Source organism: Exiguobacterium indicum HHS 31, assembly GCF_001939065.1.
GTDB classification, from domain to species: domain Bacteria; phylum Bacillota; class Bacilli; order Exiguobacteriales; family Exiguobacteriaceae; genus Exiguobacterium_A; species Exiguobacterium_A indicum.
Genome location: NZ_MPSZ01000001.1, coordinates 1,317,488 through 1,332,996, shown reverse-complemented (window position 1 = coordinate 1,332,996; position 15,509 = coordinate 1,317,488). Strand labels below are relative to the sequence as shown.

19 protein-coding genes are annotated in these 15,509 nt (G+C 46.6%); 15 read left to right on the top strand and 4 right to left on the bottom strand.

Features of this window, described 5'->3' with window-relative positions; all coding sequences use genetic code 11:
- The first annotated feature begins 48 nt into the window (after positions 1-48).
- Positions 49-1,404: a cryptochrome/photolyase family protein gene (locus N179_RS07220; protein WP_075642562.1), complete on the top strand. Its 1,356-nt coding sequence runs from the start codon at positions 49-51 to the stop codon at positions 1,402-1,404.
- A gap of 46 nt (positions 1,405-1,450) precedes the next feature.
- Here N179_RS07220 and N179_RS07215 read toward each other — a convergent pair whose 3' ends face one another.
- Positions 1,451-2,344: a COX15/CtaA family protein gene (locus N179_RS07215; RefSeq protein ID WP_023468831.1), complete on the bottom strand. Its 894-nt coding sequence runs from the start codon at positions 2,342-2,344 to the stop codon at positions 1,451-1,453.
- Between the two features lie 325 nt (positions 2,345-2,669).
- On the opposite strand from N179_RS07215, the gene cyoE reads away from it, so the two are divergent.
- The 9 genes from cyoE to N179_RS07170 all read left to right on the top strand — a co-directional run bounded on the left by cyoE (position 2,670) and on the right by N179_RS07170 (position 9,963).
- A complete protein-coding gene (gene cyoE, locus N179_RS07210) occupies positions 2,670-3,602 on the top strand; it encodes a heme o synthase (RefSeq protein ID WP_023468830.1) in 933 nt (310 codons plus the stop codon).
- 64 nt (positions 3,603-3,666) lie between these two features.
- Positions 3,667-4,698 (top strand): cytochrome c oxidase subunit II, encoded by a 1,032-nt coding sequence (gene coxB / locus N179_RS07205; RefSeq protein ID WP_081637364.1) that lies wholly within the window; start codon positions 3,667-3,669, stop codon positions 4,696-4,698.
- Between the two features lie 35 nt (positions 4,699-4,733).
- Positions 4,734-6,602, top strand: a complete 1,869-nt coding sequence (gene ctaD, locus N179_RS07200) for a cytochrome c oxidase subunit I (protein ID WP_174514739.1) — start codon at positions 4,734-4,736, stop codon at positions 6,600-6,602.
- A gap of 1 nt (position 6,603) precedes the next feature.
- Positions 6,604-7,233 (top strand): cytochrome c oxidase subunit 3, encoded by a 630-nt coding sequence (locus N179_RS07195; RefSeq protein WP_023468827.1) that lies wholly within the window; start codon positions 6,604-6,606, stop codon positions 7,231-7,233.
- Position 7,234: 1 nt separating this feature from the next.
- Positions 7,235-7,564: a cytochrome C oxidase subunit IV family protein gene (locus N179_RS07190; protein ID WP_023468826.1), complete on the top strand. Its 330-nt coding sequence runs from the start codon at positions 7,235-7,237 to the stop codon at positions 7,562-7,564.
- Positions 7,565-7,695: 131 nt separating this feature from the next.
- Complete coding sequence (gene ctaG / locus N179_RS07185) at positions 7,696-8,601, top strand: cytochrome c oxidase assembly factor CtaG (protein WP_023468825.1); 906 nt, start codon at positions 7,696-7,698, stop codon at positions 8,599-8,601.
- Positions 8,602-8,619: 18 nt separating this feature from the next.
- A complete protein-coding gene (locus tag N179_RS07180) occupies positions 8,620-9,081 on the top strand; it encodes a DUF420 domain-containing protein (protein WP_023468824.1) in 462 nt (153 codons plus the stop codon).
- A gap of 12 nt (positions 9,082-9,093) precedes the next feature.
- Positions 9,094-9,699 carry an SCO family protein gene (locus tag N179_RS07175; protein ID WP_075642561.1) on the top strand — a complete coding sequence of 202 codons (606 nt, stop codon included), beginning with the start codon at positions 9,094-9,096 and terminating at the stop codon, positions 9,697-9,699.
- A gap of 6 nt (positions 9,700-9,705) precedes the next feature.
- Positions 9,706-9,963, top strand: coding sequence for a hypothetical protein (locus N179_RS07170; RefSeq protein ID WP_023468822.1), 258 nt, complete (start codon positions 9,706-9,708; stop codon positions 9,961-9,963).
- A gap of 146 nt (positions 9,964-10,109) precedes the next feature.
- Here N179_RS07170 and N179_RS07165 read toward each other — a convergent pair whose 3' ends face one another.
- Positions 10,110-10,460: a YugN family protein gene (locus N179_RS07165; RefSeq protein WP_023468821.1), complete on the bottom strand. Its 351-nt coding sequence runs from the start codon at positions 10,458-10,460 to the stop codon at positions 10,110-10,112.
- Between the two features lie 110 nt (positions 10,461-10,570).
- Entirely contained in the window at positions 10,571-11,338 is a 768-nt protein-coding gene (locus N179_RS07160; RefSeq protein ID WP_231681737.1) for an ATP-grasp domain-containing protein, read from the bottom strand.
- Positions 11,339-11,412: 74 nt separating this feature from the next.
- Between N179_RS07160 and N179_RS07155 the strand changes: the two genes are divergently transcribed.
- The 5 genes from N179_RS07155 to N179_RS07135 are packed head-to-tail and all read left to right on the top strand — an operon-like array spanning position 11,413 to position 14,276.
- The gene (locus N179_RS07155; RefSeq protein ID WP_217448912.1) at positions 11,413-11,880 is read left to right on the top strand and encodes a YlbF/YmcA family competence regulator; all 468 of its coding nucleotides are present in this window, start codon (positions 11,413-11,415) and stop codon (positions 11,878-11,880) included.
- 24 nt (positions 11,881-11,904) lie between these two features.
- Positions 11,905-12,162, top strand: a complete 258-nt coding sequence (locus N179_RS07150; RefSeq protein WP_023468818.1) for a YlbG family protein — start codon at positions 11,905-11,907, stop codon at positions 12,160-12,162.
- A 46-nt stretch (positions 12,163-12,208) separates the two neighbouring features.
- Positions 12,209-12,790 carry a 16S rRNA (guanine(966)-N(2))-methyltransferase RsmD gene (gene rsmD, locus N179_RS07145; RefSeq protein ID WP_074668417.1) on the top strand — a complete coding sequence of 194 codons (582 nt, stop codon included), beginning with the start codon at positions 12,209-12,211 and terminating at the stop codon, positions 12,788-12,790.
- A complete protein-coding gene (coaD, locus tag N179_RS07140; RefSeq protein ID WP_023468816.1) occupies positions 12,787-13,278 on the top strand; it encodes a pantetheine-phosphate adenylyltransferase in 492 nt (163 codons plus the stop codon). Before rsmD ends, coaD begins: the two co-directional genes overlap by 4 nt.
- Positions 13,278-14,276 (top strand): SepM family pheromone-processing serine protease, encoded by a 999-nt coding sequence (locus N179_RS07135; protein ID WP_075642560.1) that lies wholly within the window; start codon positions 13,278-13,280, stop codon positions 14,274-14,276. The genes coaD and N179_RS07135 overlap by 1 nt, the downstream gene beginning before the upstream one ends.
- Here N179_RS07135 and N179_RS07130 read toward each other — a convergent pair.
- Positions 14,249-15,400 carry a tRNA(Met) cytidine acetate ligase gene (locus N179_RS07130; protein ID WP_075642559.1) on the bottom strand — a complete coding sequence of 384 codons (1,152 nt, stop codon included), beginning with the start codon at positions 15,398-15,400 and terminating at the stop codon, positions 14,249-14,251. The two genes, N179_RS07135 and N179_RS07130, sit on opposite strands and share 28 nt — an antisense overlap.
- Positions 15,401-15,509: the final 109 nt, after the last annotated feature.

Genomic DNA, 15,509 nt, shown 5'->3' with positions numbered 1-15,509 from the left:
CGGCGGGCTGCCTGTTTTTCATTCAATACGTAGTGGGAGAGGATACGATTGAACATTATTTGTTGGGTACGTAGTGATTTTCGATTACAAGATAACCACATGTTGGCACGTGCTGTTGAATTACTAAATGAAAATCCGAAGGCGACGGTCGAGTTCGTCTTTTGGCTCAATCCGGATTACATCGGAGAATATGAAGCACGGCAACAATATTTCTTCCAAGCGCTCGAGATGTTTTCTGATGCCTGCAAAGAGAAAGAGATGCCAATTCGTTTCATCGAAGGCGATGAACAGGCTTTCTTAGACGCAACTGGTGATGCGGACGTTTTGTTATTTAATGCGGAATATGTCGAACCATTTAAGACGCGAGATGAAAAAATCATTAAAAAGCGTAAAGATCGTCAGACGGAGCGACTACTAGACCGGCATCTTCTTCATCCACATGACATTAAAAAGCAAGATGGAAAGTTCTATAAAGTATTCACGCCATATAAGAATGCATTCATGAAAAAAGACATTCCTGCACCATACGAAGTCAAATGGCAAACGCTGCGGGATCATTATCAAAAGCGTCAGCACGATAATAGTTTCATCAACGCTTATTTTAAAAAGGCAGAGTCGGAAGCTGTCTTCCATCCTGGTGAAAAGCAGGCGAAACAACGCTTGAAGAAATTCATCGAACAATCGCTTGAAGATTACGAAGAGAACCGTGATTTTCCTGCTGTCGACGGTACGAGTTTACTTTCTCGCTATTTACGGACTGGAGAAATCAGCATTCGGACCGTCTATGCGGCTGTTCAGGAGGCAAAAGAATCAAAAGGGAAACAGACCTTCATCACCGAACTCATCTGGCGTGAATTCTATTACATGATTTTAATGCATTTCCCGGAATCAAAACGACAAGCCGTCAATACGCAATATCGGGAAATCGAATGGGAAGAAGATGAAGAGGGCTTCAAGGCGTGGTGTGAAGGCAAGACGGGCTATCCGATCGTTGATGCAGCGATGCGGCAATTGAATCAAACAGGGTGGATGCATAATCGTCTACGGATGATCGTCGCTTCTTTCCTGACAAAAGACTTGTTGGTCGATTGGCAGAAAGGCGAACGATATTTCCAGCAGAAACTCGTTGATTACGAAGCGGCATCAAACATCGGGGGTTGGCAATGGGCAGCATCAGTCGGAACGGATGCCGTCCCGTACTTCCGCGTCTTCAATCCGACGACTCAATCGAAGAAGTTCGATAAGGATGGAGCGTTCATTCGAAAGTATGTCACGGAAATCAAGGATTTATCAAAGCAGTATATTCATGAACCGACTGCTGAGCAACGCAAGGATTATGGCTATCCAGAACCAATCGTCGCACATGACGAAGCGCGAAAGCGTGCGATTGCTCGATTCAAATAATGAAAAAAGGATGTCCCTCAAGTGAGGAACATCCTTTTTTATGACCTTATTGAAGACGACTATTTGCCTTACGCGTTCGGAATGCATGGTACGTCAAGTAAGATAAGACCCCGAAGTAACATGTGATCAAGAAGGCGTGGAGTAACGGCACATACGTTGCATGTCCACCAAGAACGATCCAAGCCCCAGTGGCGACTTGGCACGAGATGAAGAACGTCGCGAACGCCATACCAATCGTTGTCGTCCGATGCTTTAAGCGAATCGCAACGACATGGACGAATAAGGTGAACAGGAACAGTAATCCTGCCATGATTCGGTGAATCATCTGCACCCACGCTTCGAACGTCATGGAAGGTTGAGAACAGACAGGCCAACCAACGCAAGCATATGTAGCCCCGACGTGGCGTACGTAAGCACCCGTATAAACGACGATCAGCGTATAGATGAGTAGACCGTACAAGAGCTTCCGTAAGAATGCTGGGACAGATTCCCTGAATTCCTGACCCGGACGCTCCATGATCAACAGTGTCAAAATCAATAGCGAAGCAAAGGAAATCAAAGAGATTCCGAAATGTAACGCCATGACGAGGTCTGATTGTTGCCAAACGACTGCTCCAGCACCGACGATCGATTGAATCAACATGAAGATGAAAGCAAGAAACGCAAAGATCTTCGTATCTAATCGATCCTTGAAGGCAACGAGCGTCCAGAGACATAAGGCAATGATTAAGAGTCCAACGACTCCAGTCACAGCGCGGTGACTATATTCAATCATCGTTTCAACACTTGGGTTCGTCGGAATGAGTTCCCCGTGACAGAGTGGCCAATCCGTTCCGCAACCATCTCCCGAATCCGTTTTTGTGACTGTCCCACCCATCAGTAAGACGATCATCATCGTAAACGTGACGAAGGCTGAAAACATCGAAAGTTTTCGATTCAAGATTTGGACACCACCTTTCTAAAAAAATACGAAATACATGGATTTCCATAGGTCTAGTATCGCATAAAAAGTACTGAAAGGGTTGCAATCTTTTAGAACAACGCTATTCTAGTATTAGGTAAATATGGTGAACTGTGATGAAAATCACATAGATTTCACATTTTGTTCATTATGTCGAAAGTATTTTCATACGTCACGGTCCTCGATATGTGGTATCTTTTATAGAGAAAAGGGCGTTTCGTGGCATGTCTGTGTTATTTCTGTGAAGAAATTACGTGAAGCTTAGGTGCTAAACGGAAGCAGACGGTGAAAAGGAGGGAACAGCATGGCGAAAGTTACTGGAGAGGCACTGGATATGGCGATCGAGCAAGCAGATCAGCCGACATTCAAGGACTATATTACCCTAGCAAAAATGGGGATTGTTCGTGCCAATCTGATTACGGTCTTCGCGGGGTATGTCGTAGCAGCATCGTACATAACGGATGATGTCCTGTTGTACTTGTGGCAAACCAAGTGGATGTTACTGTGGACGCTTCTCGGGAGTGGATTGGTCATTGCCGGAAGTTGCTACCTCAATAACTACATTGACCGGGACATCGATTACAAGATGGAACGGACGATGGGAAGACCAAGCGTTACTGGGAAGATGGATGGACAGCGGATACTCGCACTAGGACTCGGTATTCTTGCGACCGGTACGGTATTGTTGTTGATCGTCAACCATGTGGCGGCAGTGTTCGGATTGATCGGATCATTCGTTTACGTCGTGATTTATACGATGTGGTTAAAGCGGACGCACACGATCAATACAGTCGTAGGTGGTATATCAGGAGCTGTGCCACCAATCATTGGATTTGCGGCAGTCACTCCGACGCTTCACATTGATGCGTGGATTTTATTCCTCATCATGTTCGTGTGGCAACCACCACATTTCCTTGCACTCGCGATGCGACGGACAGAGGAGTATCGGGCAGCAGGTATCCCGATGTTACCTGTCGTAAACGGATTCGCGATCACGAAACGACAAATTGTATGGTGGATTGCAGTACTCATTCCATCATCACTCCTCTTAGCACACTATGGCATCATCTACATGATCGTCATGGCATTGCTCGGTGGATATTGGCTCTATATGGGACTGAAAGGTCTGAAGATCCAAGATGAACAAGCCGAAATCAAATGGGCGTCGAAGATGTTCTTCTTCTCACTGTTTTATTTCACGGCTTGGATCGTGACGGTCGTACTCGTTTCTCTCTAAAACGATTTGACATAATTCACGTACACCATTACGAAAGACAAAATTGGGGACAAAGAAAGTGGGGATGGTTGTGAAAAAATCAGTAAAAATGCTCTTCCGGCTTCTTCCAATCGGCTTGATGGCACTCATGTTATCAGGTTGTGGAATTCCGGAATTGTCTGCGCTACAGCCTCGCGGAGAAGGCGCTGAGATGCAACTTGAGATCATCAAGCTTAGCTTGTGGGTCATGTTGTTCGTCCTTGCGATCGTAGCCGTCATTTATATTTACGTACTTATGAAATTCCGTCGTAAATCAGGTGATAACACGGTTCCGAAGCAAGTCGAAGGGAACCATACGCTTGAAATCATCTGGACAGTCATTCCGATTCTTCTTTTGATCGTTCTTGCAATTCCGACGATCAAAACAACGGTTGAACTCGCAGATGCAAAAGAAGCGAAGAAAAACGAACAAATCAACGTTACAGCAAACCTCTACTGGTGGGAGTTCGAATACCCAGACAAAGGTGTTTCGACAGGACAAGAACTTGTCATCCCAGTCGGTAAACGTGTTGCTGTTAACTTGACGTCTAAAGACGTCATTCACTCGTTCTGGGTACCAGCTCTTTCTGGTAAAACAGATACGAACCCAGGTCTTGAGAACGAAATGTGGTTACAAGCAAAAGAAGCAGGCACTTACTACGGTAAATGTGCCGAGTTGTGTGGTCCTTCTCACGCATTGATGGACTTCAAAGTCGTTGCACTTGAACAAGACGACTACGACAACTGGTTGAAAGATATGAAAGCTGCTAAAGAAGCAGAGACGAAGCAGCTTGATAAAAAGAATGAAAAGAACTGGACGACTGGCGAGAAAGTCTATGCCCAGAACTGTCTCAGCTGTCATGGTGGCGGGAAAGTCGCACCTAGCTTGACGAACTTCGGTGATCGTCAACGTATCGCGGGTTACCTCGACCATGATAAAGAAAACCTCGAAAAATGGATTCGCGATCCTCAAAAAGAGAAGCAAGGTACGAAAATGCCTGGATTCTCTGAAGATCAGATCAGCGATGAAGAATTGAGCGAATTGGCAGATTATCTATTGGACAAAAAGCTCCAATAATTTTTTAAGGGGGAATCATAGTGGGGACACATACTATGGGTATGCCGCAGAAAAAAAGCGGCATCATGGACTGGCTAACGACAGTCGACCATAAGAAAATCGGGATTCTCTACATCATGTCTGGATTGTTCTTCCTTCTAGTCGGTGGCGTAGAAGCCCTAATGATTCGTTTTCAATTGATTAAACCGATGAACGATTTCGTCAGCGGTGAACTCTTTAACCAATTGATCACGATGCACGGTACGACGATGATCTTCTTGGCAGCGATGCCGATGTTGATCGGATACATGAACGCAGCAGTACCGCTTCAAATCGGGGCACGTGACGTTGCGTTCCCATTCTTGAATGCACTTGGTTTCTGGTTGTTCTTCTTCGGTGGAGTCTTGTTGAACCTTTCTTGGTTCTTTGGCGCTGCACCGAACGCAGGGTGGACTGCATACGCCCCACTCTCGACGGTACCTGAGTCTCTCGGTGTAGACTTCTACGCGTTGGGTCTTCAGATTTCTGGTTTCGGTACACTTATGGGGGGGATTAACTTCCTCGTTACGATTTTGAACATGCGTGCACCAGGTATGAAACTGATGCGGATGCCGCTCTTCACATGGACAGCATTCGTTGCTTCTGCCTTGATCGTTTTCGCATTCCCACCACTTACGGTTGGATTGTTCCTCTTGACGTTCGAGCGACTCTTCGGAGCGCATTTCTTCGACCCGGCAGCGGGCGGGAACATCGTCATCTGGGAACACCTCTTCTGGATCTTCGGTCACCCGGAAGTTTATATCTTGATCTTACCGGCATTCGGTATTTTCTCTGAAATCATTCCTACATTTGCTCGTAAGCGTCTCTTCGGTTACACGACGATGGTCTTTGCGACGATGTTGATCGGTTTCCTCGGATTCATGGTATGGGTCCACCACATGTTCACAGTTGGTCTCGGTCCGGTCGCAAACGCGATCTTCGCCGTAGCAACGATGGCGATTGCCGTACCGACAGGGGTCAAGATCTTCAACTGGCTCTTTACGCTATGGGGCGGTAAATTGACGTTCCCAGTCGCAATGCTTTACTCGGTCGCGTTCATTCCATCATTCCTTGTTGGTGGTATGACAGGGGTCATGCTTTCTGTTGCACCTGCCGATTACCAGTACCATGACAGTTACTTCGTAGTAGCTCACTTCCACTACGTTATCGTTGGTGGGGTTGTCTTTGGTCTCTTCGCAGGTCTTTACTACTGGTTCCCACTCATGTTCGGGAAACAGCTCAACGAATTCTGGGGAAAAATTCAATTCTGGTTGTTCTTCATCGGCTTCCATTTGACGTTCTTCCCGCAACATATTCTTGGTCTTACAGGTATGCCACGTCGTGTCTTCACGTACTTGCCAAACCAAGGCTGGGAAACTATGAACTTACTTTCATCAATCGGTGCAGCCTTCATGGGTGTGTCGACGATCGTTCTCGTCATTTCGATTGCAGCAGCATTGATGTCAAAAGAATATGTAAAACGCGACGTCTGGGGAGATGGACGTACACTTGAGTGGACACTTCCAGTTCCAACTCCAGAGTATAACTTCGCTCAAATCCCACTCGTCAAAGGTTTGGATACGTATTGGCTCGAAAAAATGGCAGGAAACAAAACAGTTTCTGTATCGGAAGAAGTCGGCGATATCCACATGCCGAACAACACGATCTTGCCATTCGTCATGTCAGTCGGTCTATTCCTCGCAGGTCTCGGATTCATTCTTCGCCTAGACTATGGAACTGTTGGTCTTGTCGTTGCCTTGATTGGTCTTGCGATGACATTGATCGCGATGTTCCTCCGTTCTTGGATCGATGATGAAGGATACTACATCCCGAAATCAGTCGTCGAAGAAGATCTACGCCTTGAAGCAGAAAAGGAGGCGAAGTAAGATGGGTCATCATTCAGTACCGAATAACCCGATCACGGGTATTCCGGATCATGTTGAAAAAGCAACACTTGAGGGTAAGAATAAATATGTAGCCTTCTGGTTCTTCCTTGGAGGAGAGACGACTTTGTTCGCCTCTCTCTTCGGGACATACATCGGTCTTCATAACTCCGGTGCAAAAGAAGGATTACGCAGTTATGACATCTTTGAAATGGGTCTCGTCTTCATCATGACGATGCTTCTCTTGACGAGTTCATTAACAAGCGTTCTTGCAATGATGGCAATGAAACGTAATGATGTGAAAAAGATGAAGCTTTGGCTCATCATCACATTGCTTCTCGGTCTTGGATTCTTAAGTGGTGAGATTTATGAGTTCAATCACTACTACCACATCGGTCATACGTTCACGTCGAGTGCATTTGGTTCTGCCTTCTACACTCTCGTCGGATTCCACGGTGCGCACGTCTTGTTCGGTCTTCTCTGGATCTCGACATTGCTCATCCGGAACTGGAACCGTGGCATCACGGTCGTGAATGCGCCGAAGTACTATGTTTCAAGTCTTTACTGGCACTTCATTGACGTCGTCTGGGTCTTTATCTTCTCAGTCGTCTACCTCATGGGGATGGTGAAATAAGATGGAAAAACACGAACCGCAACTTACGCGCAATCAAATCGAGCTTGAGATGAAAGCAGAACGTGGTCGTGAGACACAACTGCAACTCATCAGTTTCGCACTCATGATTTTCTTGACGCTCATCGCTTTCGGTGCTGTCATGGCTGATCTCATGCCGCACTGGGCAGCTGGTGGTTTCTTGATCATCATGGCAATCGTTCAGGTTTACCTGCAGCTTTACATGTTCATGCATATGAACAACAAAGGCAACACATGGATCAAAGTCATGATGGGTCTCGGTGTATTCGTCGCCTTGACGATCGTTGCGACGCTTCGTCTGTTGATCTGGTAAGAAATGTGACCATTCTGCTAACGTTTAGCAGGATGGTCTTTTATTTTGGAATCGTTTTATGAGAAACCTTTACAATGAAATAGGGGAACGGTAATCTTAGTTTGTAAGAGAAAGGAACGGGGTGAAAAAATATGTTAGGCAATTTAAGGGGAGCACTTTCGCAATTCGAATGGACTGTCTTATGGAGTCCGTATTATGCGTTGATACTCGTTGGATTGTATATCCTATATGCTGTCGTGACAGAAAAGTTGCGTCGTCCGGATGAGCCGGAAACAACGCTTGGGCAAAAGTTTTCGATGCTCGCGGCATTGATCGTTTTTTACATCGGTTTTGGAAGTCCGTTAGACCTGCTAGCACATATCACGTTCTCAGCACACATGCTGCAGATGGTATTCGTCTATATGGTCGCACCGCCGCTCTTGTTGATTGCGATACCAGAGTGGCTTTATAAGCGCTTGTTCGATACACCGTATCTTGGTAGGATTCTTCGCTTCTTCATCAAGCCGCTGATTGCACTTGTCGTCTTTAATGCCTTGTTTACGTTCTATCACATGCCATTTATTTTTGATTATGTCTTGACGAACTATACCGTTCACCGTCTGTTCCACGGAACATTGATTTTCTTGAGTATGACGATGTGGTATCCGATCATTGCACCGGTCAATGAGGCGGACAGCCTTTCTGACCTGAAGAAGATGGTCTACATCGTAGCGAATGGTGTGTTGTTGACACCAGCCTGTGCCTTCATGATCTTCAGTCAAAGTTTTCAGTATCAAGCGTATCAGGATCCGGCGACATTCGCGAAAGTACTCGCTTACTGTATGCCGAACAATGATTTAAGCGGATTGAACCTGGAACGATTGCTCGGAACGACAGATGACTTATTAGAGGACCAACGCTTTGGTGGTGTCCTCATGAAGCTCGGTCAAGAACTCGTGTATGGTCTATTCTTCGGACTGACCTTCTTTACATGGGTGCGCCGTTCAAAAAGTACTGCCGTGGATGAAGGCATGTCCTTCACACCAAAAGCGGATTAAATTGGAGGAAGTTGGAACATGAGTTATTTGCCGTTGATTTGTGTGTCGCTGATTGTCATCAGTGCGATTTTCGTAGCGATTGGCTGGTTTTTGATCGCCCAAACGCGTCGTAACATGAAAGCTCACCAAACCGTGATGACGATTGCAGCTGCACTCGCTTTATTGTTCTTCATCATGTATGCCTTGCGGACGATTTTGCTTGGTAACACAGCCTTTGGCGGTCCTGAATCCGTCAAAGCCTACTACACAGGATTCTTGATCTTCCACATCCTTCTTGCGACATCTGGTGGGGTGCTCGGTTTGATGGCACTCTATCACGCGTATAAGAAGAACTTTGCACGTCACCGTAAAATCGGACCGGTTGCCTCAATCGTTTGGTTTTTGACAGCCATTACCGGTGTGATCGTGTATTGCTTACTATATGTCGTCTACGATCCGGGTGAGACGACGAACGTATTCCGGGCGATCTGGAGTCATTAAGGGGGAGCCAACTTGAAAAAGAATAGTTACTTGACGGTCGCTGCCGTCGTCCTTATCTTAGTTGCGGCAGCCGGGGGATATTATTATTTCTTCATGAAAGAAAAGTTACCTGTCATCGCTGAACCGACACCATTTGAATTAACGAATGCCGTAGACGGAAAATCATTCAATTCGGAAGACGGAAAAATCAAAGTGTTGACGTTCTTCTACTCGAACTGTCCTGATATTTGTCCGTTGACGTTAAATGATTACCGTAAGCTTGAGAAGAAGCTTCGGAGCGAAGAATTGTACGGAAGTGACGTCGAACTCGTCGCAGTGACGGTTGATCCAAAAGTGGATACACCGAAAGTCTTGAAAAAGTATGCTTCGAACTTTGAAGCAGATGCCAAAGGGTGGAGAGTATTGACGGGAGATCCAGTCGTCATCGATCGTTTGACACGTCAGTTGAATTTCTATTACTCGAAGGCTGAGAGCGGCTTAGTGACACACGGAACACAAATGTTCATTTTGGACCGTGAGAATAAAGTACGGGCGATTTCGTCCATGGCGAAGACACCGGATGAACCGGTCGACTTAGAAGAGGTCATGTCTTCGGTCACACAATTAGCAAAGGAGTGAAGGTAGATGACTTATGAAGAGTACATGCAAGGAGATGTTACCGTCTCTATTCAAGCCATCGAGGAATTACTTGCTTGTGCGATCGAGGATTATGGAATCCATCACTCCCGGATCAAACGGATGGACCGGGAAGAGATTGCATTTAGCGTAAAGGTCAATGCACCGGCAACGTCACTTCACGCACTTTATCTTCATGTACGCGAGCAGCTTGGGATTCAGCTCGGAGACGATGTCGTATCTTATGTACAATTCGTCGCGCGTTAAAAGCGATTTCGCGTGTATTAAGGAATAACAATCAGGTGGACAGAACAGCTAATGATTTCGTGGATGATGCGAGGTCGTTAGCTTTTTTGTTTGGCATGAAGAACAAAAAAATAGAGGCTCCTCATTGGAACCTCTACGTGTGGATCTTATTTTTCGAGTGTTTCGAGCAATGCTGCTAAACGACGTTCGCAGTCTTTGACGATTTCCGGAGGGAACGTCTCATCATACTCGACACCGTGTGGATAGTAGTGTTTACCGAGAAGTGGTGTCATCATACGAACGACAGCATGGCGGTCTTCAATCTCGCCTTGGATCGCATAGACAGGAACACGCAGGTAGAATACTTCACCTGTTGATTGTTTTTCATATTTCATGTCGTACATCGCGCGTTCGTAATCCCACTGTCCTTCACGAACGAAGCGGTGATGTTCCATGATTGTTTCGAGAAGACCGAACTTCAGTTCCTTGCCTTCGATGCCATATTGTTCAAACTTCATGTTTGAATCCCCCTATACCCCAGTTTGCTAGTAGATACTAGTCTTTCCAAACTATCATACCATAATGAATGAAACGATGACGTAAAAGATGTGAAGTCATTTTGAAGAATTCATGAACTTCCATATTTTCGTTCGACATATTCAAGAATCGTATCCGGTGCGTGGATACCAAGATGATTGAGACCTTCCCCACCGAAGAAGACATTGAACTCAAGAACGTACCACTGTCCGTCACGGATGATGAGATCAAAACCGGCGTGATCGATATCGAGCTGTTTCGCGAGAGCGAGCACGAAGTCGATCGCTCCTTGTGGCACATCATCAAAATCAAGGACACCACCTTGAGCGACGTTATTTAAGAACTGAGCACCACCGACGCGCCAGTACGCAGCAAGAACTTGATCGCCGACGACGACGACACGTAAGTCCTTCTCATTCGGAATGTACTCCTGAATGTAGAACGTCTCGTGTGTATCCGTGTATTTCTTCCAGTCTGTTTCATTTTTGATGAGATGGACACCTTGTCCCATGGAGCTACGGACTGTCTTCGCAACGAACGGAAACGAAAATTCACGTAAGACACGTTCGACGGTGAATTCATTTTTTCCATAGATACCGGTTCGAGGGATGTTATCCGGAATGACGGTTTGAAAAATCCGCGTCATCTCGATCTTGTCATGACCTAAGTGGAACGTAGCAGCCGACGGGAAAATCGGTTTTTTCATTCCGTAGATGATTGAGTGGATTTGCCAGTATTCCGGGAACAGGACGACATCCGCCTGTTCGATTTTTTTCAAGGAATCAAAGTGATAATCTGATTTGGCATGTTCCGTCTTGATTCCAATCGTCCGGAACATATTAAAAGAGAGCAGTTGCATAAAGTTCATTCCTTCCTTCTGAACAAATTATACACAATTCAACAGGCTAGGAGGGAGAGAAATGTTATGATAAGATGGTAAAGTTAAGGAGGAGATTCGTTGTGATATATACCGATAAGACGATTGACCTCATCAACGCAGCGGAAGACCTCATTCGATCTCTCGCTCAAAGTGAAACGGGGCAAGCATATAGATGTGCGAAACAAGCACAGCAAGAGTCAACAGAGGCACAGGCTGTCATTCGCGATTTTCATCAAGTCAAGGAGGACTACGAACTCGTACAGCGATTCGGACGGTATCATCCTGACTATCAGACGATCACGAAAAGGGTCCATGAAGTCAAACGGCGACTTGATTTACAAGAGGAAGTCGCGCAGTTTAAAAAGGCGGAAAAACAACTCGAGACGTTACTCGGACAAATCAGTCTGAAGCTCGCTGGAGAAGTATCACCGCAAATTAAAGTACCGACGGGAAATCCTTTCTTCGATCAAGGATGCGCTGGAGGTTGTTCGACCGGTGGCAGCTGTAGCTGTAGCGGATAACGAAGGTGAAGGGGGTAGGCTGGCGTGATCAAGGAACGAGTGGGACTCATCGTCTATGTCAATGCGATGAAAGCATCCCGTCAATTACGCCGTTACGGGAACGTCTACTTTACGTCTAAACGTGAACGATACGTTCATCTGTATGTCGATTTAGATCAGCATGAACAGGTGATGGAAGTCATTTCGACTCTCCCGTTCGTCGAATCGATCAAACGTTCAGAACGACCGTTCATCACGGAGACGTTCGCGAACAAAAAAGGTAAAATGCCAGAAGAAGCATAATCCATGGAGCGATGAGGACATCCTCGTCGCTTCTTTGTTGAAAGGAATGAAGGAAATGCGAGTCATTTCAGGGGAACGGAAAGGTACACGATTAAAAGCAGTGCCAGGGGATCAAACACGACCGACGACGGATAAGGTAAAAGAATCCTTATTCAACGTCATCGGTCCTTATTTCAACGGAGGACGAGCACTGGATCTGTTTGCGGGGAGCGGTGGTCTTGGGATTGAATCTCTTTCAAGAGGATGCGATGAGGCGGTGTTCGTCGACCAACACCATAAAGCGATCCAAACGATCCAAGATAATTTACGAACGACGCGCTATACGGACCAAGCACGTGTTTTAAAAAAAGATGTAGCGATCGCTTTAACGGAACTCGCATCTGAAGAGCCGTTTAAGTTGATTTATCTAGACCCTCCCTATGCAAAAGAGCGATTGACGGAACATGTCACGTACATAGAGCAACACAATATGTTGACGGACAATGGTGTCATCGTCTGTGAACATGACTCAGCGGTTGAATTACCGGACCAGATCGGACGACTAGAAGTCGTGCGTCGACTTCGTTATTCCGCTGTCATCTCGATTACATTGTACGAATTCATGGAAGCGGAGGAAGACCACGAATGAAACGAATCGCCATTTGCCCAGGTAGCTTTGATCCAATCACGAACGGACATTTAGACATCATCGAGCGTGCCGTTCCGATTTTTGATGAGATCATCGTTGCCGTACTGAATAATTCTTCGAAGCAACCACTCTTTTCTGTCCAGGAACGGATGGAGTTAATTGCCGATGTGACATCGCACCTACCTCAAATCAAGGTGGATTCCTTTAATGGTCTACTGGTCGATTATGCGGCGGAAGTTGGAGCAACCGCGATCGTACGCGGTTTACGAGCAGTTTCGGATTTTGAATACGAAATGCAAGTCGCTTCTATCAACAAGAAGATGAACGATCAAATCGAGACACTATTCATGATGACGAATAATCAGTATTCCTTCTTGAGTTCTTCAATCGTCAAGGAAGCTGCCAAATATGGTGCTTCCGTTGCCGATCTCGTACCGCCTTCCGTCGAAGAGGCGCTACGTCAGAAATATGCGAAAGGAGAACTGTGATGAAAGCTTGGAAACCTGCCTTAGCAGCGATCATCGCTGCCTTGATCGTATTTTTCTTACCACTTCCTTATTTCATCTCCTATCCGGGTGACGCGACGTCGACGGACAATTTGATTGAAGTATCTGGAGGCGACAAGGAACCGGGAGATTTGATGATGCTGACGATCGCACAACGTCGGGCAACGCCTTACTTTCTCATTGAAAGCTTATTTCTACCGTTCTCCGAAACATCGAGTGTAAGTGATTATCTGTACGACGGCGAGTCGGACGCGCAGTATGAAACGCGTCAGAAGCTGTATATGGAAGAAGCACAACATAACGCAACAATCGAAGCGTATGAATTAGCGGATCAAAAGGTCGATGTCGATTTCGAAGGGGTCTACGTCTCCGGCGTCATTCCCGGTGGTCCAGCCGAAGGGAAACTGAAGGCAGGGGATCGGATTACAAGTGTTGACGGAAAACCGATTACGTCATTTGAAGGTTTCATGAAGACGATTCAAGCAAAAAAAGCCAAAACAGCTGTTCCGATTCAGTTCACGCGTAAATCGGAAGACAAGAAGACGACGATTCGAGTGGATCAGTTATCTAAAGAGGTCAAGCGAGTCGGGCTCGGCATTTACGAACCGCTCCCGATCTCGAACGTGAAGACGGATCCTGAGATCGAGTTTCAGGTCGAAGACGTCGGGGGACCTTCTGCAGGAATGATGTTCACTCTTGAAATCTACGATCAATTGACGCCGGGAGATTTGGCGAAAGGGCATAAAATCGCCGGCACAGGAACCATTGAAGAAGGTGGCAAGGTGGGACCAATCGGTGGAGCTTGGCAAAAGGTGGTCGCTGCAGACGAGGCAGAAGCAGAAATCATGTTCGTACCAGCAGGAGAGAACTACAAAGAAGCAAAACCATCCATCAAAAAACTCGGAACGAACATGAAGCTCGTTCCGATCAAGACAGTCGAAGATGCGATTGATTATTTAGAAGAACTTCCAGCGAAATAAGGAAAGCGACGGTGTTCAAGCAACGCGTCGTAGCGAGCCAAGGGCAGTGCATATGCAGCTGTCACTTGGCTTTCTTTCGTTAGCCAAGGATGACTCGTGAAGGTGCTGAATACGGCAGTCCGCGTTTTGATGGTTTTGAGTGCCTGTCGTCCTCGTTCTGAAAAGGCGAGGGGACGAACGAAATCAACATGGTCGTAATCGATCCGTGCGACCTCCTCTGCCGTCGTTGAGGTCAATAGATAGATCAAGGCACGCTGCAGGCTCGTCCGCGTATAACGGCGTGTTTTGACGTAATTCAGAAAGGTGTCGAACGTCGTTGCTTGTTTAGCCCCTTCGATGAGTCGTGGTGCTAACGAAGCGTCGATCCCAGCGATTCGCATCAACTCGGGTACTGGAGTCGTTAGTAGACGTTGTCGAATCCATGGATAATAATGCGAGAAGTTGGCGAAAGAGGCGTTTGCTAAGACGTTTTCCGTCTGTTCGGGAAGTGCGAGCAGCTGACCGTGTGTCTGATGATGGGCGCGTATCGCGGTGGCGCTCATGATGTCCCCGGTGGATAAGTCGTGGTAGCCACTTCCAATCCGTTTCGTCGTGTGGAGCGATAGGGTATTTGCGGCGCGAGCGTAATAATAGCCAAGCGTATTGTTCGGTTGTGTCAAATCAAGCGTCTGTGAGACGCTCCTGAATGCTTGACTGGCGGCGTGAGCAGAAGAGAGGCCCGCTGATAATCCATCGTGTAACGCTTGCTTGTATGCAGGTGTCTCTTCGATCTGTTCCGCTGCCGCATGCAGAAAAGGTTCGATGTCTCCACACTCGCTTCCAAACGAAAGCGACTGACAGCCGATTGTCTCGGCAATCGTCACACCACCGAGTGCAAAGCGATCAGCACGCTGGACAGCAAAATAGAAGGGAAGTTCAAGAACGAGATCGATGGCACCGCTCGCGACGGCCGCCTGAGCACGTGTCCATTTATCCGTAAAGGCGGGCTCACCACGCTGCATGAACGTCCCGCTCATGATGGCGACGATGACGTCGGCATCCGTTTCCCGTCGTGCTGTTGTCGCTTGATAATAGTGTCCGTTATGAAACGGATTGTACTCTGAAATGATAGCTGTCATCCTCATGAAAACTTTCTCCTTTGCAAACCGAATTAAGTGCGGTAATATGGATAAAGACGTCCAAAAGTGTTCGTTCTCTAGCGATTTCAGTGTAAAGAAAAAACATTGACAAAAC